Below are 25,352 nucleotides of genomic sequence, written 5' to 3'. Positions count from 1 at the left end.
GCATGACCGCTGGAACGAAAGACGACCCCTGGCAGCTCACCACGGCTCCCGGTACCTCGAGCTACACGATGCATCGCGACGAGGATGCCGACCCCGCCCTCCTCGTGTGCCAGGTGGGCTCGACGAAGTTGAGCTACCTCGCCACCGCGGTCGACGACCTCCATGCCTGGCTGCTGTCGCAGAAAGACAACGGAGACGACGGGTGGGTGGCACTCGGCGCCGCCGATGAGCAGAAGCCCGCCGCATCCGGAACCGTTGAGGCGTGGGGTCGTGCCGACGACAACCCGGCCGGCGGCTGGTACGGCGTGCGCAAGGGATACCGTGGCCGATTCGGCATGTACCTGCCGCCGCTGCTCGAACACCTCGGCCTCGCCGAACTCACCCACGATGCCCGCAACAACCGGATGCGCGCGATCTGAACTGCGCCCTGCGAGAACAGCGTCCTGCGACAGGCGAATGCGGGCGTAAGGTGAATCGACTGGCGACGACGGCAGGAGATCCACCGAACCCGAGCCTAGGAGGCGACTTTGACCGATGATGTATCCGGAGCCCCCCACCTCGAATCAGTCCTGCGAGTCGCGACGTCGCATCCGATCGGTCTCGACCGCCACGACCTCGTTCTGCGCAAAGGCCAGCTGACCCTTCTCAACGGCCACGCGACTCCGCGTGAATCGATGATCGAAGACCTCTTCTTCATCGCCGACGCCCTCGATGCGGCGCACGTGCCCTTCATGCTGGTGCGGGGCAACGACGAGCGACCCGTGCTGGCCGTGCGCTGGAACGACCGCAAGCGGGCGAAGAGCGCCCTCATCGAGAGCATGGCCGGCGAGCCCTTCTACTCGAAGGCGCCCGGTGCCCCTGCCCTCCTCGTGGCCGACGGCAAGCTGGCACGCGACCCGAAGGCGCGCGTGATGCGGCTCTTCCGGCCGCGCATCGAGCCGATCGGCCGCCTGCGCTACGGCGCCGAGTCGGCCGTCCAGATCGAGTTCTGGCAGCGCATCGGCGACGTCGTCGAAGCGCCGGTCGAGAATTCGCTCACCCGCCGCACCATTCCGGCCGACGAGATGGTCGAGACCACTGTCGACCTCTACGGCCGCACCTGGACAACCATCGAGGGCATGTTCAACCAGCTCGCGAGCGACATCGGCTTCGACGTCGACCTCGTGTTCTCCTGGGTCGACGGCACCGCGATCGAGTTCCAGCGGGCCCGCGCCAAGCGCATGGCCAGCTATGTGGTGGGCGACGGCGACGACTCCGAGGCCCGCTACCGCCAGATCGACGAACTGAAGTACGCCCTGCGCAGTGTCTACATGTTCGCCCCGTGGGTGCGCCGCATCTTCATCGCCACCGACTCGCCCAGACCCGCGTGGCTGGCCGACGACCCCCGGGTCACGATCATGCCGAGCGAGGAGTTCTTCAAAGACCTGAGCGACCTCCCCACCCACAACTCGCACGCCGTCGAGGCGCAGCTGCACCGCATCCCGGGCATCGCCGAGCACTTCCTGTATTCGAACGACGACATGTTCTTCGGCCGCCCCGTGACTCCCGATCTCTTCTTCTCACCCGGTGGCATCACGAAGTTCGTCGAAGCCGACACCCGGATCGGTCTGGGCGCCAACGCGGTGCACCGCAGCGGCTTCGAGAACGCCGCCCGCGTGAACCGGGAGCTGCTGCAGGCCCGCTTCGGCCGCATCACCACCCGTCATCTCGAACACTGCGCGGCGCCACTGCGCAAGAGCGTGCTGTTCGAGATGGAGGAGGAGTTCTCGGCCGAGTTCGCGCGCACGGCGGCGAGCCCGTTCCGATCGGCCACCGACATCTCGGTCACGAACTCCTTCTACCACTACTACGCGTTGATGACCGGGCGTGCCGTGGTGCAGACCGAGGCGAAGGTCAAGTACATCGAGACCACGTTGCGCTCGGCCCTCAAAGAGATGGACACGCTGCTCAAGAAGCGGTCGATGGACATGTTCTGCCTCAACGACGGGTCGAAGCCCGAGATCGAGGTGGAGGAGCGCACCACCGCGGTCATCTCGTTCCTCGAGCGGTACTTCCCGTTCCCGGCCCCATGGGAACAGCCGGTCGAGGCCGCTGTTCCTAGACGCCCGTCGGCAGAAGGATCGGCATCGTCATCGGCGGTTCGGGCGATACCCGCGGGCTGACCGCATCCGCGATCCGGATGCCGTCGGCCGCCAGGCGGCGGCGGGTCTCGTCGGCCGTGATGTAGTCGAGGGTGGGGTAGGTGCCGATCGGCACCACCGAGTGCAGCACCGTGTTCTCGTAGACGTGCACGAGGTTGAAGGCCTGCGCGCCGGCGCGGCCCTTGGTGCCGCCGACCTCCACGTTCAGGTCCTGCGTGTAGCAGGTGGCGGATGCCACGGAGACGGGGATGCCGGCGAAGGTCGCGTTGGTGGAGTAGTGCAGGTGCCCGGCGATGATGGAGCGCACATCCGAGCCCTCGAGCACCTCGGCGAGGCTCTTCTGGTCGCGCAGTTCGACGGCCACGGCCAGGTCGAGCACGCTCGGCACGGGCGGGTGGTGCATCGCGAGGATGGTGCCGTGCGGGGCGGGGAAGGCCAGTTCCTCGGCGAGCCAGTCGAGCTGGTCGCTCGAGACCTCGCCGTAGTGGTGGCCCGGAACGGTGGAGTCGAGGGTGATCACGCGCAGGCCGTTGATGTCGTACACGCGGTCGACGCTGCGGTCGGTCGGCACCTCGCCGAAGAGTCCTTCGCGGAAGGAGGCGCGGTCGTCGTGATTGCCCATCACCCAGATCACGTGGGCCCCGAGCCGCGCGGCGGCCGGCTCGACGATCGCGCGGAGCCGGGCGTAGGCATCCGGCTCGCCCTTGTCGGCGAGGTCGCCGGTGAAGATGATGGCCTCGGGACGGCCCCCCGAGGCCTCCAGCTCGGCGAACACGTCGCGCAGGTGGTTCTCGCTGTCGACGGAACCGTAGAGCTTGGCGCCTCCCGCGAGCAGGTGCGTGTCGCTCAGGTGGAGGAGGAAATGGTTCGGCCTCGGGTACTCGGCCGTTCTGATAGTCACAAGACTTCTCAATTCGGGTGAGGTGCGAGCTTCAGGGATTGATGCCCGTCCGTGGTGCTGCAACGACTCAAGCACGCGAATCTGAACGGAAAGAGAACGTTCGCCCGCGAGTCGGCCGAAAACCAAGTGTTGTCGGCCACCTCTCGGGGGGACACCCCCAGTGCGGGGGTCAGCGGCTGGTGCGCTGCCGGCCGATCCGCTCGTTGAGGTACGACACGATCGTGGCGGTGGAGACGCCGACGATGGCGACACCGCCGAACATCAGGATGACCGCGAGCACCCGGCCGAGCAGGGTGACGGGCACATAGTCGCCGTAGCCGACCGTGGTCATGGTCACGCAGGCCCACCAGATGGCGTCGCCGAAGCTGTCGATGGTCGCGCCGGGCGCGCCACGCTCGGCCGACAGCTCGGCCAACGAGATCGAATACACGAACAGGACCACGAAGAGGGTGGCCTGGATGACGAGGCGCAGCCGCACCGACGAGCCGCTGTGCCGGCGGAAGTAGGGAACATCCTTCAGCCGGGTCAGCAGCAGGAACGGCCGGAACACGGGCACGGCCACCGACAACAGGTCCAGCGGCGCCGAGCGCACGAAGGCGAGCTTGTGGGTGGCGAGCGCGAGCCGCACCACGTAGTCGGTGGCGAAGGCCACCCAGATCACCGCGATCACGATGTTCAGAACGGCGGATGCGGCCGGCTCGAGCCCGGTGTCGATCACCACCACCGAGTAGCAGACGATGAAGACCAGCGAGAGCGACACCAGGGGAGTGCCGGTCGAGGCCTCCCAGGAGGCGCGCCGGTCGTGGGGCTCATTCATCGGACCATCCCTTCGGGCTCAGAATGGCACGTCGGCGGGGAGGCAGAGGGTAAGTTGGGGGCGTGTTGGACCCGGCTCTGGAGTCGAGATCGCTTGCCGTCGCGCGCGACGAGAGCCTTCCCGACATCGATTGGTCGACACCGCCGGTGGGGGCGGTCGTCTCGACGTTCCGCGCGCCCAGCGGAGAACTCGCGGTGGTCTCGCTCGGCGACCCCGCGCATCCGCGGGTCGTGCTGGTGGCGGGGGTCACGGGTTCGAAGGAGGATTTCCACTTCGTGATGCCCGAGCTGGCTGCCGCCGGGTACTACGTTCAGAGCTACGACCTGGCGGGGCAGTACGAGTCGAACCGGGCCGGTCCGTGGAATCTCGACCCGCCCCAACCGCACTACACGTTGGGGCTGTTCGTCGACGACATGGTCGCGTTCCTCGAGCGTGGCGCACCGGGGTCGCCCTCGCGGGCCGTGCATCTGCTCGGCTATTCGTTCGCGGGTGTGGTGGCGCAAGTGGTGGCCGCGCGGCATCCGCAGCTCGTGGCGAGTCTCGCACTGCTCGGCACGCCACCGGATCCCGGCCAGAGCTTCGCGGGGGTCAGCCGTCTGGGCCGCTTCTCCGGGGCGGCGACTCCGGGGGCGGCGGCGAACCTCATGCGCTGGGGCGTGCAGGCGAACGTGCTGCGGGTGAAGCCCGGCCGGATCGCGTTCGTGCGGGCGCGCTTCCACCTGACGCGGCGTGACTCGCACCGCGACATCATGGCCATCATGATGCAGGCACCCGACCTCGAGGGCGAGCTCGCCGCGCTGCGTGTGCCCAAGGCGGTGGCGGTGGGCGAGCACGATCTCTGGCCGCTGTCGAGGCATGCGCGGTTCGCCCAGGCGATCGGCGCATCCATCCACGTGTACCGAACCGGGCACAGCCCGTGTGAAGACGCGCCCTATGAGTTGAGCCTCGACCTGCTGTCCCTGTACGACAAGGCTGGCGCCTAGAAGGCTTCGCGCTCTTGCGCGCCGGACGCCTCGTCGGCGGCCCGCCGGCGCGCAGCCTGCCGTCGGGCCCAGCGCTGCCACGGCCAGTGACCGGGGATGTTGACACCGATCGTGCGGAACGCCCAGCCGAGGCGCCGGAGCAGCCCCTCGTAGCTGTGGAAGGGGCGTCCGGAGATGGGCATGACGAGGGTGGGGTCGTACTCCACCGTCATGTCGGGCAGGAGGTGGTAGGAGATGTCGAGGTCGTCGTGCACGCGGCGGTCGGTGCGGTGCACGTCGTCGCGGATGCGCAGCCAGGCCTCCTTGGTGATCGCCATGTTCGAGCCGAACAGGGGGGCGTGCCCGAGGAAGAGGCTCATCCAGGTGACGTAGCCGCCGAGATAGAACGTCTCGCCGGCCCAGGCGCCGGCCCTGCTGATGCCGTAGAACCTGCCCGGCCCGGTGAGCCCGGTGGGGGCATCCGGTGCGGTGAACACGCTGTCGATCCGCTCGAGCCAATCGGGGTGCGGCACCGAATCGGCATCCATGCGCGCCAGCACCTGCCCGGTGGCCCGGTCGAACCCGGCGGCGGCGGCCCTGAGGATCCCCTGCACCGGCTCGCTCACGACCACGGCCCCGTATTCGCGCGCCACCGCGGCGGTGTGGTCGCTCGAGCCGTTGTCGACCACGACCACCTCGTCGGCCATCCGGCTCTGCGCGGTGAGTGCGTTCAGGGCGCGTCGAAGGAACTCGGCGTCATCCCGCGCGGGGATGACGACAGAGATCGTGACTCCCATGCGCTCAGCCTAGCCGCGCCGGATTGGCGAGACGGCGGCGGCTCGCGTACACTCGTCCCCGGTACCGTGTCCGAGCGGCCGAAGGTGCAACTCTCGAAAAGTTGTGTGGGGGAGACTCCACCGTGGGTTCAAATCCCACCGGTACCGCCATCAGAACACCTCATCAGGGGCACTTTCCGAAGTGCCCCTGATCTGCGTTTGACTACATCTTGACTGCATTCGGAGCGTTATCGCGCTGCGTTGGCAGAAAACCGGGTTGATCGGGTTTGTCCACATCGGTGCGTGATTGCGTGATCGAGCCGGGGCTCCCGTTGATGGCACCCCCATTAGCCTCCCGCCCAAGTGGGGTCTTCGTGCTGGGCGATCCGCGATCGTCGAGCACGAACCCCGAGAAGCCCGGTGTGGCGCTGACGCAGATGATCTCGCGCACGTAACGACGGGGTGAGCGTCAATGAGCGACGCACCCGCTCCGGACGTCTCCCTTCACGCGTCCGATAGAGATTCTGGCCCGTGGAGGGCTGCAGGACTAAGCGTTGATACTCCCGAAGGGTTGGAGTCTTTTAGCCTGCTTCGAGCGGCGTCGCGAATGATGCGAATTCGGACCTCAGGTGACTACTGAGGGCTCCGATGTCCGGATAGATAGTTGCTCTTGTGTATCCGAAGACTGCCTCGAGCGCGGACCTAATTTCGTCCTTCGCCTCAGGAGAGACTCGCCAGCTGAAAGTTGGAACCAGCTGGATCTTATTCGCTTGCGCTCTCCGCTCTGGGTTGTACATCTTGGCGTAGATGGAGCTCGCCGCGAGTAGATCTGAGCGCTTCCAGTAGTTACTTTCGGTATTGATCTTGAAGTAGGGAGCGACCCTCCTCGAAGTTAGTGGGACGCCATCGAGAATGAACGCGGCATTTTGGGCAACAATGCGAGGGTCGTAGGCTGGAGGTACCCAGATGCGGCGCCGAGATCCCGTTCCCCACTGGTAATCTTCTCGCGCTTCTGGTGTTGAAAGCCCGAACCAGAATGGTTGGCCGTTGATAGTTAGATTACGAGTGGGCGTATCAGCCTGCTTTGGCGTCGTCGCTCCAGCGATCGGGGATGCTGTAGCGATTGCAAACAATCGCCCGTCAATGTGGTCGGTGTCTTCGCTTGCCTCTGTTGCGAACCAAGCGCCGATGTACGGGTTCTTGGTTACGTCTATCAGTCGAGTTGGCGCACCGTAATGCTGCATGCGTGCAAGCAGCTCGAGGGGTGAGCCGTCATCCATGCGCCAGTCAGTGCGCGCGATCTCAAGCATGCTGGCTTCTGTCTCGATCATCTGGTGTTCATTGGGATAAGGCTGAGGGCCTGATGGCTGGTCCTTCGGAGGAACTACCTCATTGAGCTTCATGAGCTCTAAAAAGAGCCCGCTATGTAATCCCCAGCTAGCATCCCGGACCCCTCTCCAAACGAATCTCAAACTGGGATTCTTTGACGTCAGTTGAGCGACTGACGCGTGTAACTCCTGGAGGGAGCCGATTCGCTTTTCTGTGTGAGAAAAATAGCTGGCCGCCGACTTCATCTCGTCCGAATACGACGACGGCGTCTCTTCTGCGGACGAGCGCGTTCTGAATTGCCCAGCAGCTATTGCAGCTTCTAGCTTTGCGATCGACGCTTGCATCACGCCGCTCTCAAAAATTGCAGCTTGGGCTCGAGACAAGGCACCCTGCAGGGCTGCCCCAGAGGCCAGGGCTGCCTCTGCCTGAGCGATAGCGCCGGCGGTGAGCGCCCCGGACGCGATATCGGCCTGAGCCTTCGCGAGTGCGCCGGAGACCACGGCACCAGAAGCGACATCAGCACGCACTTGACTCAGTGCGCTCTGCCCCAAGCCACTCGCCGACAACCCAGCAACAGCACGAGCCCCGGCGCCGACGCTCGCCGAGAGGCTACTATCGGAGCTGGGCTCCGCGGATGACTGCTCGGCAGAAGCGTCATCTGACTCCTGGTCCGGCTCTTCAGCATTGGAGACCATAGTCGCGATACTAGGGGATGCGGGCACTTGAGCCTCCTTGCGAAAATTCGCCTCACATCCCGATGGATGCGAGACACCTCTTGATCTGCCCTGCCGAGAGCCTCTGAAGGCTTTGGGGTTGACAGGCAGTGGTTAGGGTCGGGCGGTTGGTTCGGCGGTAGCGAGTGTTGTCTAGCCGGCTACGTCTTCGCCGGCAGGGCAGGAGTGACGCTTGCGGGAGGGCGGTAAGCGCCGCCACAGTGGGCGTATGCGCCACTTCGTTGCGCTCCCCGGCAAGACCGGCCCGCGCGGCACGGATGTGGATCAACCCGAACACATCGTGTCCATGGTCCCGAAGATCACCCGCGACGGCATCCAATATTCCCTGCGAGTCGAGGTGAAGCTCGTCGTTACCCCGCCGTTCGATGCGTTGCTGGGCGATTACAGTGACGTCGGGAGAGCGGATGCGGGATGGGCGTCATTTCTCCAGCAGCTACAGGAACTGCGACCGGTGCCGCCGGCTGACCTCGCTGTATTTCTACCTGTACCTGACCACCACGGGCAAGGCGATTGATCCCCCAAGAACCCCCAGCATTCCGCTGACGCTGACGACTCCGGGCGCGTAATCCCGTAGCTGCTGAGGTCAGGTGGATTCGGCGACGTGGGATTGGAACTGTGCTCGGACGATGCGGTTGATGTTCTCGGTGGCCTGTGGAATGCCATCCCTGGAACTGAGGGCATCTGCGCCCTCGTCCGGGACATCGACGGAAAGCGCGTCATCAATAAGGGATTGCAGGAGGTCCGGGCCGAGATCACGCTCGAGTTGGTCGATGGAGATCCCGTAGACCGTGGAGGGATTCCCTGCGCGAGTTTGGACGTAAATGCCCGCGATATCGAGAGCGCTCCAGCTGCCGGCAGTGTGTTGGGCTGCGGTGATGTTGCGGAGGGCGGCTGCGTCAAGCCTAAGGAGATTGACGAAATCGCGTCGGCTTTCGGGTGCGTCCAACGACGGTGAAGGAGCAGACTTCAACCGCTCTGCGAGACGGTCTCTGAGCGCTTGGCGCGCCGAGGCGACCCATCCCTTCAGCGGCTTGTCGGGTATGTCCCGTAGGAGTCCAGGATCTGTCAGAGCGTCGCGGAAGACATTCATCGCGGCGATATCTGGGCCGTTCGTCGGGTTCCAGAACTGACCGAGTTCTTCCGGGCTCATCCAGGGGATGGTTCGGGCGGTCAGTCGCGTGAGCAGGGCGCGAGCACTGTGTGGTGCCATGGGCGAAACTTCGCCTGCAGGGCCGTATAGCTGTTCGCATAGCTCGACGATGTGGACGCGTTCCACAGGTTGTGACCTTGTGAAGTTGAAGTTCCGCTCGATCGCCTCGATGACTGCCAGCGGGGAAGAGGTGAAGAGTCGACGGATACCTGTGCTGGCGTCGGGTGCAGGGAGGGCTCGGAGGTAAGCGCGAACCTCGCCCTCGGGGACGTGGCCAGGTGGGATGTCGGGCCACACGTAGCGGTGGAAGAACGCGGGGTGTCCGATACCGCGGGCGTCGACAGAGGAATTGGGATCGAAGTCGGCACTGACCTTGTTGCCACCGGTGACAAGCCTGTCGTAGGCGGGGAACAAAAGCTCCAGGAGTATCAGTATGTCCACGGCTATCGGAACATCACCGAGGAGGGCGGCGAATCTGTCTCGGAGCCGTGACGCGCGGTCCTGAACGACCTCGTCCCTGTTGGAGATGTGGCCGTGAGTGACTCCAGTGAGAAGGTCTCGCTCCGAAACGGCAAGTTCCCACACTCGAGGAAAGAACGTGCGGAGCAGGCATGCCAGTACCCAGTGTTCGAGCCGGACCTCGGCCACCATTTGCGGGCGAAGTGATCGAACCGTACTCAGGTAGCGTTGCGCAGCCCGAGGTGTCGCCACGCACCGAAACACGATCGACGCCAACCGCAGGTTGATCATCGCCTCATCACCTTCGGACAGATCAGGATCGACGCTTCTGGCCCACTCGAGAACAGGAGCGATAGCCAGCGCCTCGATCTGTTCAGTTGTCAGAGTCGGGACCGGGATGCGGGTTTCGACGATCTTCTCGAGGTACTGCTCAGACCGTGATGGATCGCCCGCCGAGACATCTGTCTGGTCCAGAAGCCGAAGCACTGTGTCCTGGTCGTAGGCGAGTATGTAGTGCAAGTTCGGTATGTCGCCGAGGAGGCGCACCAAGCGAAAGACAGTGAGCAGTTCACCCGGAGAGAGCCGGTCAAGATCGTCCATAACAACGAACACCCTGCGCCCGCGCAAGTTCATCGCGTTCGCGATTGCCTCGCGCATCGCCTTCGGAGACCCGATAGGGGAAAGACTGTTCGCGAGCTTGTCGGTGAAAGGTGCAAGCCCAGCGCCGAAGAACCAAAAGGACGCGTCTGCCTTGATCAGGCCGATACCGACTGCGAACCAATGACGCCACTTCCTCCGGAGGGCGTCGCGACCCAGAAGCATCAGCGTGAAGCCCCGATACAGCGCGGTCTCGTCTGGAAAAATCCACGGGTTGAACTCAACGACGATGTCCCCAGAGTCCGAGGTGGATGACTTCAAGTGCTCCATCATCCGCTCGAGCAGCCAAGACTTTCCGGAGCCCCACGGGCCCGTCAGGCCGAAGATCCTGGACTTCCCGCGCTCCGCGTCCTCCCGGATCTGGTCCGAGTACGACGCGACCAGGTGAAAGCGACCCAGATCCACGGGGCGCGGGCCATTTTCAGGGGTCATTTCTCTATTCTCGCGCTAAAACTGGGCCCTTACCTCTTAGTCCTACCCACGCGTGATTGGGCGGTGCTCGAGTGGTTCTGCCTACGGGTCAGTTCTGGGCTGCGGACACCCTGCCGGCAGTTCTCGCGCAGGCTGCCATCAACGCGACCATCGACGTCGCCTCCACCCACCTACTCGGCACGAGCTCCCCGGGTTGCGTGTGGGTCGGAACCGACGCCCGGTACGAGCTCTGCACGATCATCTCCCTAGTCGACGAGCCGAAGGTCTCCTCGATCCGCTGCACCAACCTGGACAAGTTCCAAACGCAGGGCCTGTCGGTATCCAACGGGACCACCACCGCTGCGGTCGAGGCCTACCTCGTCCCCGATGCGGCAGTAGCGTCATTGCCCGCGATCGCGAGCGTCGACGGGTCCCAGTCCCCAACCTCGTGCTGGGCGACCCGGCCATCAACGACCCCTAAATCGATGCCTCAGCAGTTGATGAGTTCACGAACGAACCGAACACGGGCGGCTCTGGGAGGGCACGCAATGGCACGTCGTCGACGGGCCTGATGCAGTCTGACGACACCGGCCAGCGCTGCAACGGCACCTCTCGCGATCGAAGTGCGACGCAGGCTCCCAGGTCGGACTGAGCGACACCATTGCTGACCTGACCCGGGCGGTGGCCGGGATTGGTCGTACCCAGATCCAGATCGGACTGACGTTGGAGGCCGACGTTATCATCGACACGTACCCGACGAAGGGGAGCGTCGTCATGAGCGACATTTTGTTCTCAGCCCTGAAACTCACCGGCGGTCCGATTCTGCGGTGGCTTAAGCGTTTCTTCATCGAGGTCCGCGTCGGAATCGCCGTCCGGCGCAAGCTCCGCAGGGCTGGCTGCACTGTGAACAGCAAGCAGTTGCGCGAGGTGATGTACGCAGCCGGATTCCGGGACCGACTAGTCAAGCAGCCGCGCGCCGACGACGAGCTCGACCTTGCGCTCAGCGCGGTCATCGTGCCGTCCACCCCCCAGAGCATCGCGCTGCTGCGTCAGACACTGACCAAAGCGTTCCGTGCGGGGCTCGAGGGCAGCACCCAATCTGCCGAGTTTCGCGAGGATCGGGCGGACGCGCGACACGACGAGGCCATGTCCACCTTCGCTGCCGCCGACGAAAGCGCGTGGGAAGCCCGCCTCAACGCGATGCCGCCGCTTCGCTCGGAGGTGCTGCGCGATCTCCGAATTGAGTGGCCGATGGTGACCCGCCTGATCGCGGATCTTGCGACGGCACCCGATCGCACCGAGCACCTGCGTCGCCTGGCCGCGTACCCGCCGAAATATCTAGAAGGGGCGCCAGCCTCTGTATTCGGGCTGCTTGCCGACATGGCCGCCGAACTCTCGGCTCCGGACGACCTGCGGACCTCAGTCCGTCTCATTGAGGTTGGTCTTGAGCGCGGCCTTCAGCCAGCCGGGTACTGGATGCTTCGCCTTTCAGGCGCGCAAGGGATCACCGACCTCGCCGAGGCCGACCAGTTCCTGCGCGATGTGCGCGACTACCCGCTTGTAAAGGGCGCTCTCCGCGACGGAGGCATTGAAGGAGCGATCGAGAACCTTGAGCAATGGAACGCCCCGTCCAAGCTCGAGGACCTCCAACGTCGCGTCATGCTCGCCGACCTCTACCTCGGTTCGAAGCGGATCGACGACGGTGTGACTCTGTCGCGGGAGACTGCCGACCTGTATGACTCGACCAGCGCAGCGATGGCCGCCGTTCGAGCACTCATCGCACGGCAGATGATTCAGCCGTCGGCGGTTCACGCCGCGGACCTGTCGACGGCGCTGCAGATGGTGATGGAGGCCCGCGCGAAGAGGCGTCGATGGGGACTGGAATCCGGAACGGCGCTCGCTCTGGAGATCCGCGTCCGCCGCGCTCTCACCGACCAGCAGGGGGTGTTGGATCTGGTGAACGGGACCGGGGAGCTTCCCGCCACGAGCGAGGAGTTCCAGCATCCCGACGTTGTCGCAGAGGCGGCATTGTTCCACGCCGAGTTCGGCGACATCGACGTCGCAAAAAGGCTCCTCTCTACTGCACCGGCAGCAAAGCGCGAGCACATCTCCGCCGTAATCGCCGAAAGCGAGGGTCGGCATGATGACGCCATCACGCACTGGCATGCGGCGGTCGAGCAGACCGAGGACTGGGGAGAGAAGGCGGATCTCTCGCTCCAGCTCGCATTCCAAGGCGTCCGAGCAGAATTCGTCCACCAGCTTGGATCCGAAAACGCGGAGACCGCGCAAGAACTGAGTATGATCGCCGCGCTCTACGGCCATGAGCCCGGTGCACTCGAAGCCTTCCGCGGGTTCGCGAATGCCAACTACCGCGGCACCCTATTCCTCTACATGTACTACAAGAAAGTCGGCGACGATGACACTGCCGCGGCGGTGGCACGGGACGGCGCCGCGCGGTGGGGCGACCCGGATCTCTGGGTGGCATCGGCGAAGTCTCGGATCCCCGGAGGCCAGATTCCGGAGGCTATCGCCGACCTTCAAAGCGCCCTTAGCAGCGCAACCGAGGCCTGGGGCGGCAGAGCGGGCGCGTACCGGCTCCTGGTCGAAGCGTACTCGGCGAACGGCGATTGGCAGGGGGCGTTGACGGCCGCTGGGCGCCTGCTCGCCGACCGGCCCGGTAGTACGGGTGCAGCGTGGGCTGTGGTCATCTGCCAGGTCAAAACACACGACCTGCCCGGCGCCCTGCGCACATGGCGTGAGCAGGGAACTCCCGAGCCGCATACACACAACGAGGTCGCCGCCTGGATCGAGCTGGTCACGGAGTACGGCCCTGAGGTCGGTACCGCGCAGGACGCGCTCCGCATCTCCGCGCGTTTTCCCACCGAGGAGGATGTCCAGGGGGCGCTTCTGGGCGCCTTTTTCTTCGGCCCAAGGTCGGATCTCGACGACTCAGAAGACGAGCCTGACGAAGAGACGCCTGACCCGGACCGCGACGCATTCCGGGAGATGTTGCAGAACTACGTCGATCAGTTCCCCGAGGGAGGGATCCGCCAGGTCGCCATCGACATGGAGAACCCTCTCCAGTCGATGCAGGACTTCATCGGTGACCGACCGCGGAACGTCGGGCTTGAGGAACAGATTTCTACGGGTGGCGCCCCGCTGGGGCTCGCCGGGCTCATGTATGGAAAGGGCTATCTCGAGACACTGCTCGCTCGAGACTATGGCCCTGTCTTCAGCGCCTCACGTGACACCGAGGCGGAGCGGACTGCGATCGAGCACGCGCACGCCGTGGGCGCCGTTCTCGACCTATCGGCGCTTGTCACCATCGCCCGTCTGCCCGAGCAGATCCGACCCCAACTAATCGGGCATTTCGCGAACGCCCGAGTCCTGCGGGAGCAACATGCCGACGCGGTCAACGGCGCGCGCCTGAAGCGACGCGAAAGTGGAATGACATACCGTCCAGGCATCAACGGCGAATTGGGCACTGTCGAGCAAATAGACGAGGAAGCAGTCGCTGCGCAATCCACCCTAGCTGACCAGGTAGAAGCGTCCTTCGAGCAGTTCGCCACCGATTCCCACCCGGCCATTACCGCGTTCGACCCGCTCGCCGAGCGCGACTTCAACCAGACCTTCCTGCTCGGAGCCGACCACGCAGTGGGCGCGGACCTCAGCCTGTGGGTCGATGACTTTGCCCTGAAGGAACTCGTCCGGCAGCAGGGTGGGCACGCGTTCGGCACCCCGGAGCTGATGGTCCGCCTCCGTACGGAAGGATTCATCGACGAGGCGCTCGTCGATCTCGCCGAGGCCCACCTCATCGCGGCCGGTTATGTTGGCATCCGATTTCGGCGGCCGGTCTGGGATCTCGCCGCGGGGCTGGCCGGCTCGCCCTTCGGTCTCGCCAATGCGATCCGCAATGCCGGTGCAGACGACGTGCCGGATCGAGCGCATTTCGCGATCGAGATGATCAACACGCACGTTGGAGATCCGAGCGAGCTGGCAATGTTCGTGCACGCCATGGCACAGTGGCTAATCAACATCGCTGCTGACGAACCCACCGCCGCCAGGAACCTTCAGGTGCTCACCGTCGATATCATGCATCGCCCGTGGATCAGCTCGTCCACCCTGCCCTACTGCCTGAACGCGTTCCGTGCTACGACCGGCAAGGCGGATGCGGTGCCGATGCTGCTGCGGGGAATCTTTCGCTACTACGAGATTCTTGCGGCTCGCACCAGTCATGAAGAAGCGGCGCTAGTCGTGTTCGACCTAGTCAGCCGTTTGGATCCTCCGGACGCTCACCGCGTCCGCGCCGCCATTTTGTCCGGCGAGTTTGAGTAGCTCGGACTGGGCCGGGGCGCAAATGCCAGCCCGCAATGCTGCAATGTGTTCCCCGCGGTCACGGCGTCCGCGCCAGGGGAGGGCGCGGAGGGGATGGACCTCGGGTTGCGCATCGTGTTCGGGATCGGCGCGGCGGCGGTCGCGAGTGCCGCCGCGCTAGTCGGTCGGGCCTTGCCGCCGGCGGCGCGTTAGAAGTCTCACCCACAGTCTCCGCGGCATCAACTCCAGGGTCTCTCCGTCGAGGCCTCCCGACGTAGGCCGAGCAGGCGTAGAGCGTGCTGCACGAAACCTTGAGTCAGGGGCGGCAGGCCAGGAAGCGTCTCCAGCTTGGAGAGCAGATTGCGAGTGGCCAGCGGCTTGAGGCGCAGGTCGCGGCGGCTCTGGGGGTAAGAGATCCCGAGGGTCAGTGACAATACGAACTCGTTGACGGCTGCTCCCCGTTCGCGGTTTCCGTTCACGGCGGCATCAACGATCAGGTCGCTGACATAGTTGCTTCGCGAGTCGTCCATCGAGTAATCGAGTTCTCCCTGACCGGCCGCGCGGAGCAGACTCGCCTGGATCACCGGATCGTTGAACCGGTCGAACATTGCCGGCTCGATCACGAAGAATTGGCCACCGCCGGAGACATGCATGTACCGGCCACCGTCTTTGGTGGTTGCTGCACTCCACCGGTTGGTTTGCATGACGCTGGTGATGGTCCAGAACACTTGCTCTTCGGTCGGTTCGTGATCGTAAGCGAACGACCAGAATACGAACCCTCGATTCAGCGTGGGCAACCGGCTCCCGTACGGTCCCACGCCGCTTCCCAAGAAGAGCCACTTGGGATCGTCGGTGTCCACATGGCCCTCGAGCGTCTGCAGCCGGGAGAAGACGGCATCCGTCAGGCCCGGGATGCTTCCATCGTCGTGACTGATCAGATCGTTGAGTAGTCGCGTTTCGCGGGTCCAGGCGTCGTCGCCCTCGCTGGCTTCCCGATAGATCCTCCAGCCGACGGCCAGCGCGTTGTTCGCCGAGGAGGACCGTTTCTGCAGCGTCGTCGAGACCAGATGCCACCCGTGCTCGGTCTCCGGGTGAGCGACCGCGACCAGGAAGCTGAGCCCCGTCGACTCCGGGAGGAACCGGAGTCGACGGCTCGCCTCCAAGAGTGTCCGCCCACTCGACGCGACCGCGCAGACGACCTGCAGGTGTCGCGGAAGCGGATCGCCCACCGCGACCCGTCTCTCCAACTCCTGGACGGCCTTGTCGATGTCGAGCACAGGCGGATGATTCCGTTGCAATCCGCTCACGGCCTGAGCGAAGCCGGTCGAGTTCTCTCCCCGCGTGTGGGCGATCATCTCGACTGGGCCGTACTCCTTGTTCGTGCTCTCGACCGAGGCGATCAGCTCGCGACACTTCGCTTCGAACGCCGAGGACATCGGCGAGATGAGGGGCGCCAGCTGCGTCGCGATCGTCCTCACGCGGTCGGGTCTGGTCCGATGCCTGACCCGGAGCGACGAGGGGTGCGCGACCGCGATCCGGACGAAGTCGCTCAGTGAATCCGTGGTGTCGCTCGCGAGAATCCGGCGCGCAGTTAGGGTCCCGGTCGCCGGCAAGAAGCCATCGCCCTCCAACGGAACGGCGGGTTCTCCTTGATCGATGCACAGCACGCACTCGTTGGCCGGGTACGACTCGAACGGCTCGATGTAGGAATCGTCGCGCCCGGGACCGTACTCGGTGAGGTCGCAGACGATTGGATGTCCGGGAGCGCCGACCAGTGTGGCGATCCCGGCCATGTTTGCCGTAGGCGGCGTGTCCCGTGCCTGCAACGCCACGCCCGGGGAGCCCCCCTTGAGCGTTGCCATGAGGTAGAACAGGGTTACCGCTCGTCCGTGGGTGAGCTCGGTCTTCCTGATGACATCGCCCGCCAGATTGCCCGAGGTGCTGCAGGAGATCAGGGCTACGTCGTCCGCGGCCACGCGCAAGGCGACCTCGTCCAGGCCGTCATAGCCCCCGAACGTGTCGACCAGGAGGAGCGGCGATTCCGGATGGTGCACCGAGCGGATCGCGCCGAGTGCCGCTGCGACCCCGACGATTCCAGCGGTGTCGACCCACACGCGCCTGATGCTCTCGAGGTCGAGATGACGCAAGAGGCCGGCGGCGACGAAGTGGGCGTGCGCATCGCGGGCGACCGCTGGCTGTGCGCGGAGAAAGTGCTTGGTGTGGGTCCGGCCGGGCTTGCCGAAGTGGAAGTTACCGTGGGCGGTGAGGAGGGCGCGGCTGTCACGGAACTGCTGCCGCAATCCCGCACTTTGCACGTGCACCGCCCGGCTATCGCTCTCATGCGCGGAGAGCGCATTCGCGTCCGGTTCCGCCAGCGGTCGCCACCGCCCGTCCGACTCGACTACCATTCCCACGACGGGTCGATCGAGCCTCGGCTCCCTCGCCCCGTGGTCGACCAGGGATTCGAGATGCCGGCGATGGGGTGCGTGCGCGACCAGCCAGATCTCCTGAGCGAGGGGAACCCGGTCGAGGTGGTCGGAGAGTGCAGCGAAGACTAAAGCGGCCGGTGCGCTGTCATGCGGCATGAACGCCACCGCGATGTTCAACGGTGGGGCGGCCGGTAGGTCGACCGAGGCGGTGTAGATGTAGGTGAATTCGGTGACGATGCTCGCCGAGCGTTGGCGACGGCCCGGGTCGCTGACAGAGTCGTCACTCATTCCGCGTCTCCGTACGAGGGCAGGACCACGGTCACCGCAGACCCGAATCGCCTGAACGGCCGAGCGGAGTCATCCAGGTCGAAGTGCCAGTCCAGCGGATCGTCTCGCTCATTGGCGGACCGAGGGCGCGCGGCGAAGTCTCGGCTGAGCGACAGGGAGCCGCTGCGAATCCGGAGCAGACCGCCGAGGTCGGTCAGCAACTGCGACACGATGGGCATCCCGAATCCGTGCATCGGACGTTCCGGGGACTGGCTCGTTCCGCGGACGGCCGACTTCAGGTAGGCGATCTCATCACTCTCGTCGAGGAACCCCACATCGTCGCGCGCCGCCGCGGTGTACGCCAGTCCGTCACCGCTGTCGAGGACCGTGACCATGAGGTAGCCGTCCACCTTCGTTCCGGATGCGCGTTCCACGCCGTCGACATAGCGCGACATAGTCTCGGGAGCGGACATCAGCTCCGTCTTCGACCACCGGGTGCACAGGAGCATGCGAGTTGCGCGATCGATGCGTGTTCCGCCCGTGCTGCTCGCGTGGTGCTCGGTGTTCTGGAAGATCTCCCACAGCGCCTGACCGAGCCAGTCAGCCGGACTGGACCCGCGGGGATGGCCCCGCTCCCAGGCGTCGATCATGGGCCGTGTCGGGTTCAGGATCCTCTGCCCCAGGGTGGTGAACGGCCCGCTTCCCCCGAGCGGATGCGCCTCGGGCCAGCGTGCCCGGACCAGCCAGTCACGGGTGAACTCATCCGTGACCACCGTCTCGCCAGCACCCAGCAGCATGGACCTCTCATCGGTGGACGTTCCTTCGAGACTGACGCGGAAGAACAGGCTGCGTGCGCCGGCATCGGTGCTTACCGACGGCGGAGCACCAGCCATCGCGTCCGGGGAGGTGTTCCACGAGGGTTCGGTGTTGTTCAGAACGAGGGTTCGGTGGGTGCCTTCGCTCGGGATGGCCCGACGCCGGGCCAACTCGTGGCTCGCGGAGGAACGGGCGTCCGGTGTGATCTGGGCGTCGTTGAATCGCCGAACCTGGCGTGCCGAGATGCCAGCGAGCAGCAATTCGTCGCACTCCATGAACCGCGTCAGATCCGCTGCGCTGGACACGGCTTCGCCCACGACGAGCGTGGAACTCTGCGTGAGGCGACCCCAGGTGATGATGGCGTGGAGCAGGTTCGATCGATCGAGCGGAGTTGCGTAGCTCGTCGGCTCGTGCCAAACCAGTCGCGCGTCGGGTGCGCGAAAGATGCGCTCCTCGAACTCGCGCACGGTCGACTGGTCGGCAACCGCCGGGATGACGTGACTTACCATCGGCCGCCACGTGAAAGTGTCGTTGACTGCATGCTCACCTCTGCCCCCCCCCGAAAACCCACCCCCCGGTGGTGCTCACCCACTGAGCATATCCATCGACGGGAATCGAGACGGGAAATGCTCCGAAACCGCCGATCAGTTGAGCCTCGAGGATCGACTAAACGTGCGCCGTAAGCAGTTCGCGAGCGTGACTACATTCCGACTACATTCGGAACCCCAGCGAGTCGCGTCAACGTGATCACATGAGTGCCTAGATCTCTGCAAAACCCGGGTTTTCCAGGCTGGGCCGCTCATTTCTGAGGCCCTGGCTAGAGTCCAAATCCCACCGGTACCGCCATCAGAACACCTCATCAGGGGCACTTTTCGAAGTGCCCCTGATCTGCGTTCGGCGGCCTTTCGGCGACCGACCCGGTGCGGAAGCGGCGGGCGGGGCCACACTGGGAGGAATGACTCCACACAACGCCCGCGCCGCCCGAACGCTCCTCGATCTGGTTCAGGTGCGGGGCGCCCGCGAGCACAACCTGCAGAACGTCGACGTCGATCTGCCCCGCGACGCCCTCGTGGCCTTCACGGGTGTCTCGGGGTCGGGCAAGAGCTCGCTCGCTTTCGGCACGCTCTACGCCGAGGCTCAGCGCCGGTACTTCGAGTCGGTCGCGCCGTATGCCCGCCGACTGATCGACCAGGTCGGCGTGGCCGACGTCGACTCCATCGAAGGGCTCCCGCCGGCCGTGGCTCTGCCGCAGCAGCGCACGGGGGGCAGCGCGCGCTCGACCGTGGGCAGCGCCACCACCATCTCCAGCGTGGTGCGCATGCTCTTCTCACGAGTGGGCACGTACCCGCCCGGAGCGCCGATGCTCTTCGCGGAGGACTTCTCGGCCAACACCGTGCAAGGCGCCTGCCCCACCTGCCACGGGATCGGCCGTGTGTTCGACGTTCCGCTCGAACTCATGGTGCCCGACGACTCGCTGAGCATTCGGGAGGGCGCCCTGGCCGCCTGGCCCACCGCCTGGCACGGCAAGCAGCTGCGTGACAGCCTGATCTCGCTCGGCTACGACATCGATGTGCCGTGGCGCGACCTCCCCGAGGAGCAGCGAACCTGGGCGCTGCTCACCGACGAGTCGCCGCAGGTGCCCATCTTCACCGACCGCTCGCCGGCCGAGGTGCGCAAGGCCGTGGCCGCCGGGCGGTCGCCGCGGTACATGAGCACCTTCCTCGGGGTGCGACGCTACGTGCTCGACACCTTCGCCAATTCCAAGAGCGCCCGGATGCGCGAGCGGGCGTCCACGTTCATGCGCAGCGTGTCCTGCCCGACCTGCGGCGGCCGGCGGCTCAAGCCCGAGGCCCTGGCCGTGACCTTCGAGGGCCGCTCCATCACCGATGTCGCGGCGATGCCGCTCGACGAGGTGGCGCAGCTGATGGCCGTCGCGCTGGCGCCCGAGTGGGAGCCGCTCGGCGCGGAGCCGCTCGCCCCGGAGAAGCGCCTGGCCGCACAGCGGCTGGTGGGCGAGTTGCTCGCCCGGTTGTCGCCCATCACCGACCTCGGCCTCGGTTACCTGTCGCTCAGCCGTACCACGATCACACTCTCCTCGGGGGAGCTGCAGCGGATGAGGCTGGCCACACAGGTGCTGTCGCAACTGTTCGGCGTCGTGTTCGTTCTCGATGAGCCGTCGGCAGGGCTCCATCCTGCCGACACGACGGCTCTGCTCGGCATCCTGCGCCGGCTGCGCGACAGTGGCAACACGGTGTTCTTCGTCGAGCACTCCCTCGACGTCATCCGCGAGGCCGACTGGATCGTCGACATCGGCCCGGGCCCCGGGGCGGCGGGTGGACGAGTGGTCTACTCGGGCGAGCTCGAGGGTCTGCGTTCGGCGAAAGAGTCGGTCACACGCCGGTATCTGTTCCACGATGCCGATCCCTCCGACGTGCAGCCCCGTGCATCCGCCCCTCGCGTCGCCGATGGCCGGCTGGAAATGCGCGACGTGACCCGCAACAACATCGAGGGGCTGTCGGTGTCGTTCCCTCTGGGCTGCCTGACGGCGGTCACCGGCGTCTCGGGTTCGGGCAAGTCGACGCTCGTCAACCAGGCCGTGCCCGAACTGCTGCGCGCCAGCCTCGACAGCGAGGTGGAGGAGCGGGAGGAGCGGGATGGCGGGTCGAGCGCCGGGAAGTCGGCAGCGGATGCGCGCGCCGACGACCTCCTGCTCACGCCCTCGCCCACGGCCACCACGGGTCGCGCCTCCGGGCCCGCAGATCGGCTGCGGCGGGTCGTGCAGGTCAGCCAGAAGCCGATCGGGCGCACTCCGCGATCGAACGTGGCGACCTACACGGGTCTGTTCGACCGGATCCGCACCCTGTTCGCGGCGACACCGGAGGCTCGGAAGCGGCGGTACGCCGCGAGCCGCTTCTCGTTCAACCTGCCGAGTGGCCGGTGCCCGACGTGCAAGGGCGAGGGCACCATGGAGGTCGAACTGCTCTTCCTGCCGACGGTGCACGCGCCCTGCAGCACGTGCCATGGTGCCCGGTACAACAGTGAGACGCTCGAGATCCGGTTCGACGGTGCGACCATCGCCGACGTGCTCGGTCTCAGCGTCACCCGGGCCCGCGAGCTGTTCGCCCGCGACCCCGAGGCGGTGCGGCACCTGGATGCTCTGCTCGACGTCGGGCTGGGCTACGTCGCCCTCGGGCAGCCGGCCACAGAGCTGTCAGGCGGGGAGGCGCAGCGCGTGAAGCTCGCCTCGGAGCTCCGTCGCGTGCAGCGTGGGGACACGCTGTACCTGCTCGACGAGCCGACGTCGGGCCTGCATCCGGCCGACACCGACCGCCTGCTGGAGCACCTGCAGCAGCTGGTCGACGGCGGCAACACGGTGATCATGGTCGAGCACGACATGCGGGTGGTGGCCCAGGCCGACTGGGTGATCGACCTCGGCCCGGGCGCGGGCGACGCCGGCGGCCAGGTGATGGCCGAGGGTACTCCGCGCCAGGTCGCCGACGCCGAGCGGAGCGTCACGGCGCCCTTCCTGGCTGCCGCGCTCCCGGCGCGCTGACCCGCCCATCCCGGTCGTGTCGATCTCGAGTGGAGGGAGGCTCGGACGCGCTCGGATAGGCTTGAACTCGATCAGAGGGAGTTCCGGATGACGTCGAGGTGGGCGCGGGTCGCGCGCGGTGGCCTCGTGGCGTCGATCGCGGTCTTCCTCGCCGCGTTCTCCCATGTCGCCGCCGGCGGCTCCGCTCCAGGAGTAGCGGGCACCGCGATCGCCATTGCGTTCGCACTTCTGGCAAGCATTGCCGTGACCGGCAAGCGCCTCACTCTTCCGCGGATCGCAGTCGCGGTCACGGTCAGTCAGTTCTTCTTCCACCTCGTGTTCTCCCTCGGCGGGGCGTCATCGATGACGATGACGCAGAACGGTCACCACGGCGCGGTCATCGTCGAAGGCGCCGCAGATCCGATGGCGTCCATGGATCACTCGGGCGGCTGGATGTGGGTTGCTCACGCGGTCGCTGCGGTAGTCACCATCGTCTTCCTCTGGCGCGGTGAGCGCGGACTGTGGAGGGTGCTGTCGACAGCGACCCGTCACCTCGCCACGGTACTGATCGACCACCTGGTGTTCGTGCCGGTGGCATCGAGGGGCGTGGCCGTGCGCGTGCCGACCGTTTCCCGAACGGTGTTCCGTGATGATCTGGGTGTGGTGCTGTCGTCATTGCGGCACCGCGGCCCGCCTGCGAGCATCCTCTCGTTCTGATTCCTTCCCTCACCTCACCGGTGTGACCGCTGCGCGCTCTCGCGCAGCATGGGTCGCCGTGAGCGCGTGTGGTGTGGGTTCGTATTCGGCACGCTCCCACGACGTGTGATCCGTCGCGTGGTGTGCTGCCGCCCCGAGGCTGGGGCGGGTTCTGCCTCGACCCGGTGATGGGCGTGGCGAGAGGATGTGTTCTTCGTGGTCGAGAAATCGACGATCGAAGACCAGGAGACGCGCGAGCCGCGCACGTTGACGCTTCCCCGGATCGGGGTCGTCGAGACGGTGCTGCTCGTGTGTGTTCCGCTGGCCGTCGGTGCGGCGTTGGCGGGGATGGTCTTCACGGATGCGTTCAGCGGAACTCTGCTGATCGATCCCGGCGTACTGGTGACCCGCGGGCTCCCGATCGCGCGGGTGCTGCACGATGCGGCCGCCTGCGTCACGGTCGGATTGCTGCTGATCGCCGCGTTCGCTCTGCCCGGGCAGAGCAGAGTGCCGGGAATCGCTTCGTTCACACAGTGGACGGCGGCGCGTTGGGCCGCGCGATCCGCATCGGTGTGGGCTGCCGCCGCGATCGCGGTGCTGATCTTCACCGCGGCCAACACGGTGGCCATCCCGGTGGACGAGCCGCGGTTCTGGCCGCAGTTCTGGTTCTTCGCCACAGGCATCGAGCTGGGCCAGTCGCTGCTGGTGTCGATCCTCCTCATCCTCCTCGTGCTCGTGGTTCTGCTGGTGTCCAAGCACGTGACGGCGATCGGATTCGCCGCCGTCGTCGCCGTGCTCGCCCTTCTGCCGCTGGCGCTGTCCGGGCATGCCGCCGGGTCGGATGAGCATGCGAACGCCGTCGACAGTCTCGCGATGCACTTGGTCGGCGTCACCGCCTGGGTCGGGGGCCTGGTCGCGATCGTGCTGCTGCGCAAGCGACTAGGCGACGACATCGCGCGGGTCGTGTCCCGGTACTCGACCTTGGCGCTGTGGGCCTTCGTGCTCGTCGCGATCTCCGGAACGATCAACGCATCCCTTCGGCTCGGCAGCCCCATCGAGTTGCTGACCACTCCCTACGGTGCGCTGATCTCGGTGAAGATCGCGATCCTCACCGGCCTCGGGGTCGCGGGGGCGTGGCAGCGGCGACGAATCATCCCGGGCCTGGTTCGTGAACCGACGCGCACCCGCGCGTTCGTGCGGCTCGCGGTCACCGAGACCGTGTTCATGGCGATTGCCATCGGCGTGTCCGTCGGGCTCTCGCGGAGTGCGCCTCCGGTGTCCCAGGAGTCGCTGGCGGCGATCGACATCCGGAAGTCGCTGCTGGGATTCGAGTGGCCCGAACCGGTGACCGTGTGGCGGATGCTGACCTCGGTGCATGTCGACTGGTTCTGGGTGCTGCTCGCCGGCACGATGGCCGGACTCTACGTCGCCGCCGTGCTGAGGCTGCGCCGCCGCGGGGACACCTGGCCGTGGGGGAGGACGGTACCGTGGCTGGCCGGCTGCGCCGCGCTCATCTGGGCGACGAGCGGTGGTCCGGGCGTGTACGGGGCAGTGTCCTTCTCGACGCACATGATCCAGCACATGTCCTTGATGATGGTCGTCGCACCGCTGCTCGTGCTCGGCGGACCTGTCCTCCTCGCCCTCCGGACGCTTCCGGCGCGACGCGACGGCGGTCGCGGCATCCGGGAATGGATCCTGCTGCTCGTGCACTCCCCGCTGCTGCGCTTGTTCGCCAACCCCATCGTCGCCGCGGTGCTCTTCGCGGGCAGCCTGGTCGCGTTCTACTACACCGACTGGTTCGAGTGGTCGCTGCAGACCCATCAGGGGCACTTCGTCATGACCGTGCACTTCCTCGCATCCGGGTACTTGTTCTTCTTCGTGCTCATCGGCATCGACCCCGGCCCGGCACGGCCGTCGTATCCGATGCGGCTGATCCTGCTGCTGGCGACCCTGGCGTTCCACGCGTTCTTCGGCCTCGCGATCATGAGCCAGACCACCGTGCTCGCCGAGGACTGGTGGCATGCGCTCGGCTTCACCGACACCGATGCTCTGCTGGCCGACCAGAGAGTCGGCGGGGGCATTGCCTGGGGCGCCGGGGAGATCCCGGTGGTGCTGGTCGCGTTGGCGGTGGTGAGGCAGTGGGTGCGGTCGGACGAGCGCACGGCGAAGCGCCTCGACCGCAAAGCCGACCGCGACGGCGACGCCGACCTCGCCGCCTACAACGCCCGCCTCGCGGGCCTCGCCGAGCACGACAACCGCACGACCTCGCGAGATGGCGGCTCCACGACCGTCGGCGACAGAACCGGAGACACCCCATGACCGCACCACGCACCCGAGCGCTCACTGCGATCAGCGCCGCCACAGTCCTGTTGCTGACCGTGGGAATCGGTGCCGGCACGGCGACCGCACACGACCAGCTCCTCTCGTCCACACCGGCCGAGGGGCAGGTGCTGGCAGAGGCGCCTGCGGAGATCTCGATGCAGTTCTCCGACGACGTCCTCGACATCGGTGGCGTCGTGGTGGTCGCCGATGCCGCCGGCACGAACTGGGCCGACGGCGCCCTCAGCCTGAACGGGGGCACCGTCACCCAACCCGTGATCCCGGGGGCGCCGGATGGGGCTTACCAGATCCGGTGGCGGGTCGTCTCGGCCGACGGCCATCCCATTTCCGACGTCATCAACTTCACCATCGGCGAGACCGCCCAACCCCCGCTCACCACGGGCCAGCAACCCTCCTCCGCCGACGAGACCGGCGGCGATCCGACCTCGACGTCGGATGCGGCTGTCGCGAGTTCCTCGACGCCACCCGATCTCGGCATCGTCGTCATCGCAGCCTGGGCGATCGGTGGAGCCGCTGCGGGAATCGGCGTCTACGCCCTGATCGCCATCCTGATCCGTCGCCGGAAGGTGACCCCGTGAACCTCCGGCCCACCAGGCCGGACCCCCAAGAAGAATCCGCAAC

At 66.1% G+C, this 25,352-nt stretch carries 16 protein-coding genes and 1 tRNA gene; 10 read left to right on the top strand and 7 right to left on the bottom strand.

Annotation, left to right across the window (positions count from 1 at the left end; translation table 11 throughout):
* Positions 1-2 precede the first annotated feature (2 nt).
* Together EPO52_RS06615 and EPO52_RS06610 are read left to right on the top strand one after the other, a co-directional pair.
* Positions 3-419, top strand: coding sequence for a DUF6855 family protein (locus EPO52_RS06615; protein ID WP_290803772.1), 417 nt, complete (start codon positions 3-5; stop codon positions 417-419).
* A 150-nt stretch (positions 420-569) separates the two neighbouring features.
* Positions 570-2,162, top strand: coding sequence for a stealth conserved region 3 domain-containing protein (locus EPO52_RS06610; protein WP_290806142.1), 1,593 nt, complete (start codon positions 570-572; stop codon positions 2,160-2,162).
* On the opposite strand, the gene EPO52_RS06605 is transcribed toward EPO52_RS06610, so the two are convergent.
* Both EPO52_RS06605 and EPO52_RS06600 read right to left on the bottom strand, forming a co-directional pair.
* On the bottom strand, positions 2,098-3,042 hold the full coding sequence (locus EPO52_RS06605; RefSeq protein ID WP_290803770.1) for a phosphodiesterase: 945 nt from the start codon (positions 3,040-3,042) through the stop codon (positions 2,098-2,100). The genes EPO52_RS06610 and EPO52_RS06605 overlap by 65 nt on opposite strands.
* A 169-nt stretch (positions 3,043-3,211) precedes the next feature.
* Positions 3,212-3,859, bottom strand: a complete 648-nt coding sequence (locus tag EPO52_RS06600; protein ID WP_290803767.1) for a potassium channel family protein — start codon at positions 3,857-3,859, stop codon at positions 3,212-3,214.
* Between the two features lie 62 nt (positions 3,860-3,921).
* Between EPO52_RS06600 and EPO52_RS06595 the strand changes: the two genes are divergently transcribed.
* Entirely contained in the window at positions 3,922-4,842 is a 921-nt protein-coding gene (locus EPO52_RS06595; protein WP_290803765.1) for an alpha/beta hydrolase, read from the top strand.
* Here the strand turns inward: EPO52_RS06595 and EPO52_RS06590 are convergent.
* Positions 4,839-5,618 carry a glycosyltransferase family A protein gene (locus tag EPO52_RS06590; RefSeq protein ID WP_290803762.1) on the bottom strand — a complete coding sequence of 260 codons (780 nt, stop codon included), beginning with the start codon at positions 5,616-5,618 and terminating at the stop codon, positions 4,839-4,841. The genes EPO52_RS06595 and EPO52_RS06590 overlap by 4 nt on opposite strands.
* Positions 5,619-5,678: 60 nt before the next feature.
* Here EPO52_RS06590 and EPO52_RS06585 point away from each other — a divergent pair.
* Positions 5,679-5,768 (top strand) — tRNA-Ser (locus EPO52_RS06585).
* A gap of 410 nt (positions 5,769-6,178) precedes the next feature.
* Here EPO52_RS06585 and EPO52_RS06580 read toward each other — a convergent pair.
* Entirely contained in the window at positions 6,179-7,621 is a 1,443-nt protein-coding gene (locus EPO52_RS06580) for an FRG domain-containing protein (protein WP_290803760.1), read from the bottom strand.
* A 247-nt stretch (positions 7,622-7,868) separates the two neighbouring features.
* Between EPO52_RS06580 and EPO52_RS06575 the strand changes: the two genes are divergently transcribed.
* Positions 7,869-8,174 carry a hypothetical protein gene (locus EPO52_RS06575; protein WP_290803757.1) on the top strand — a complete coding sequence of 102 codons (306 nt, stop codon included), beginning with the start codon at positions 7,869-7,871 and terminating at the stop codon, positions 8,172-8,174.
* Positions 8,175-8,243: 69 nt separating this feature from the next.
* Here the strand turns inward: EPO52_RS06575 and EPO52_RS06570 are convergent, their stop codons facing one another.
* Positions 8,244-10,358, bottom strand: a complete 2,115-nt coding sequence (locus EPO52_RS06570; RefSeq protein WP_290803755.1) for a P-loop NTPase fold protein — start codon at positions 10,356-10,358, stop codon at positions 8,244-8,246.
* Between the two features lie 753 nt (positions 10,359-11,111).
* Between EPO52_RS06570 and EPO52_RS06565 the strand changes: the two genes are divergently transcribed.
* Positions 11,112-14,672: a hypothetical protein gene (locus EPO52_RS06565; RefSeq protein WP_290803751.1), complete on the top strand. Its 3,561-nt coding sequence runs from the start codon at positions 11,112-11,114 to the stop codon at positions 14,670-14,672.
* Positions 14,673-14,890: 218 nt separating this feature from the next.
* On the opposite strand, the gene EPO52_RS06560 is transcribed toward EPO52_RS06565, so the two are convergent.
* Both EPO52_RS06560 and EPO52_RS06555 read right to left on the bottom strand, forming a co-directional pair.
* Positions 14,891-17,368 carry a hypothetical protein gene (locus EPO52_RS06560; protein WP_290803749.1) on the bottom strand — a complete coding sequence of 826 codons (2,478 nt, stop codon included), beginning with the start codon at positions 17,366-17,368 and terminating at the stop codon, positions 14,891-14,893.
* Complete coding sequence (locus EPO52_RS06555; RefSeq protein WP_290803747.1) at positions 17,365-18,672, bottom strand: hypothetical protein; 1,308 nt, start codon at positions 18,670-18,672, stop codon at positions 17,365-17,367. The genes EPO52_RS06560 and EPO52_RS06555 overlap by 4 nt, the downstream gene beginning before the upstream one ends.
* A 446-nt stretch (positions 18,673-19,118) precedes the next feature.
* Here EPO52_RS06555 and EPO52_RS06550 point away from each other — a divergent pair, with 446 nt between their 5' ends.
* From EPO52_RS06550 to EPO52_RS06535, 4 genes are all read left to right on the top strand, one after another.
* Positions 19,119-21,716, top strand: a complete 2,598-nt coding sequence (locus EPO52_RS06550) for an excinuclease ABC subunit UvrA (RefSeq protein ID WP_290803745.1) — start codon at positions 19,119-19,121, stop codon at positions 21,714-21,716.
* Between the two features lie 87 nt (positions 21,717-21,803).
* Positions 21,804-22,412, top strand: a complete 609-nt coding sequence (locus EPO52_RS06545; protein WP_290803743.1) for a hypothetical protein — start codon at positions 21,804-21,806, stop codon at positions 22,410-22,412.
* Positions 22,413-22,607: 195 nt separating this feature from the next.
* Entirely contained in the window at positions 22,608-24,710 is a 2,103-nt protein-coding gene (locus tag EPO52_RS06540; RefSeq protein ID WP_290803740.1) for a bifunctional copper resistance protein CopD/cytochrome c oxidase assembly protein, read from the top strand.
* Entirely contained in the window at positions 24,707-25,309 is a 603-nt protein-coding gene (locus EPO52_RS06535) for a copper resistance CopC family protein (RefSeq protein WP_290803737.1), read from the top strand. Before EPO52_RS06540 ends, EPO52_RS06535 begins: the two co-directional genes overlap by 4 nt.
* Positions 25,310-25,352 lie beyond the last annotated feature (43 nt).

The organism is Herbiconiux sp. (genome assembly GCF_004297105.1).
Classification (GTDB): Bacteria; Actinomycetota; Actinomycetes; order Actinomycetales; family Microbacteriaceae; genus Herbiconiux.
Note: the sequence above shows the minus strand (reverse complement) of the source record. Positions and strands in the feature narration are given on the sequence as shown.

Excerpts from the sequence above, each read along its gene's own strand:
- EPO52_RS06600 (WP_290803767.1), bottom strand. The coding sequence starts at position 3,859 with ATGAATGAGCCCCACGACCGGCGCGCCTCCTGGGAGGCCTCGACCGGC.
- EPO52_RS06590 (WP_290803762.1), bottom strand. The coding sequence starts at position 5,618 with ATGGGAGTCACGATCTCTGTCGTCATCCCCGCGCGGGATGACGCCGAG.
- EPO52_RS06555 (WP_290803747.1), bottom strand. The coding sequence starts at position 18,672 with ATGGTAAGTCACGTCATCCCGGCGGTTGCCGACCAGTCGACCGTGCGC.
- EPO52_RS06560 (WP_290803749.1), bottom strand. The coding sequence starts at position 17,368 with ATGAGTGACGACTCTGTCAGCGACCCGGGCCGTCGCCAACGCTCGGCG.
- EPO52_RS06545 (WP_290803743.1), top strand. The coding sequence starts at position 21,804 with ATGACGTCGAGGTGGGCGCGGGTCGCGCGCGGTGGCCTCGTGGCGTCG.
- EPO52_RS06580 (WP_290803760.1), bottom strand. The coding sequence starts at position 7,621 with ATGGTCTCCAATGCTGAAGAGCCGGACCAGGAGTCAGATGACGCTTCT.
- EPO52_RS06535 (WP_290803737.1), top strand. The coding sequence starts at position 24,707 with ATGACCGCACCACGCACCCGAGCGCTCACTGCGATCAGCGCCGCCACA.
- EPO52_RS06570 (WP_290803755.1), bottom strand. The coding sequence starts at position 10,358 with ATGACCCCTGAAAATGGCCCGCGCCCCGTGGATCTGGGTCGCTTTCAC.
- EPO52_RS06565 (WP_290803751.1), top strand. The coding sequence starts at position 11,112 with ATGAGCGACATTTTGTTCTCAGCCCTGAAACTCACCGGCGGTCCGATT.
- EPO52_RS06615 (WP_290803772.1), top strand. The coding sequence starts at position 3 with ATGACCGCTGGAACGAAAGACGACCCCTGGCAGCTCACCACGGCTCCC.
- EPO52_RS06550 (WP_290803745.1), top strand. The coding sequence starts at position 19,119 with ATGACTCCACACAACGCCCGCGCCGCCCGAACGCTCCTCGATCTGGTT.
- EPO52_RS06575 (WP_290803757.1), top strand. The coding sequence starts at position 7,869 with ATGCGCCACTTCGTTGCGCTCCCCGGCAAGACCGGCCCGCGCGGCACG.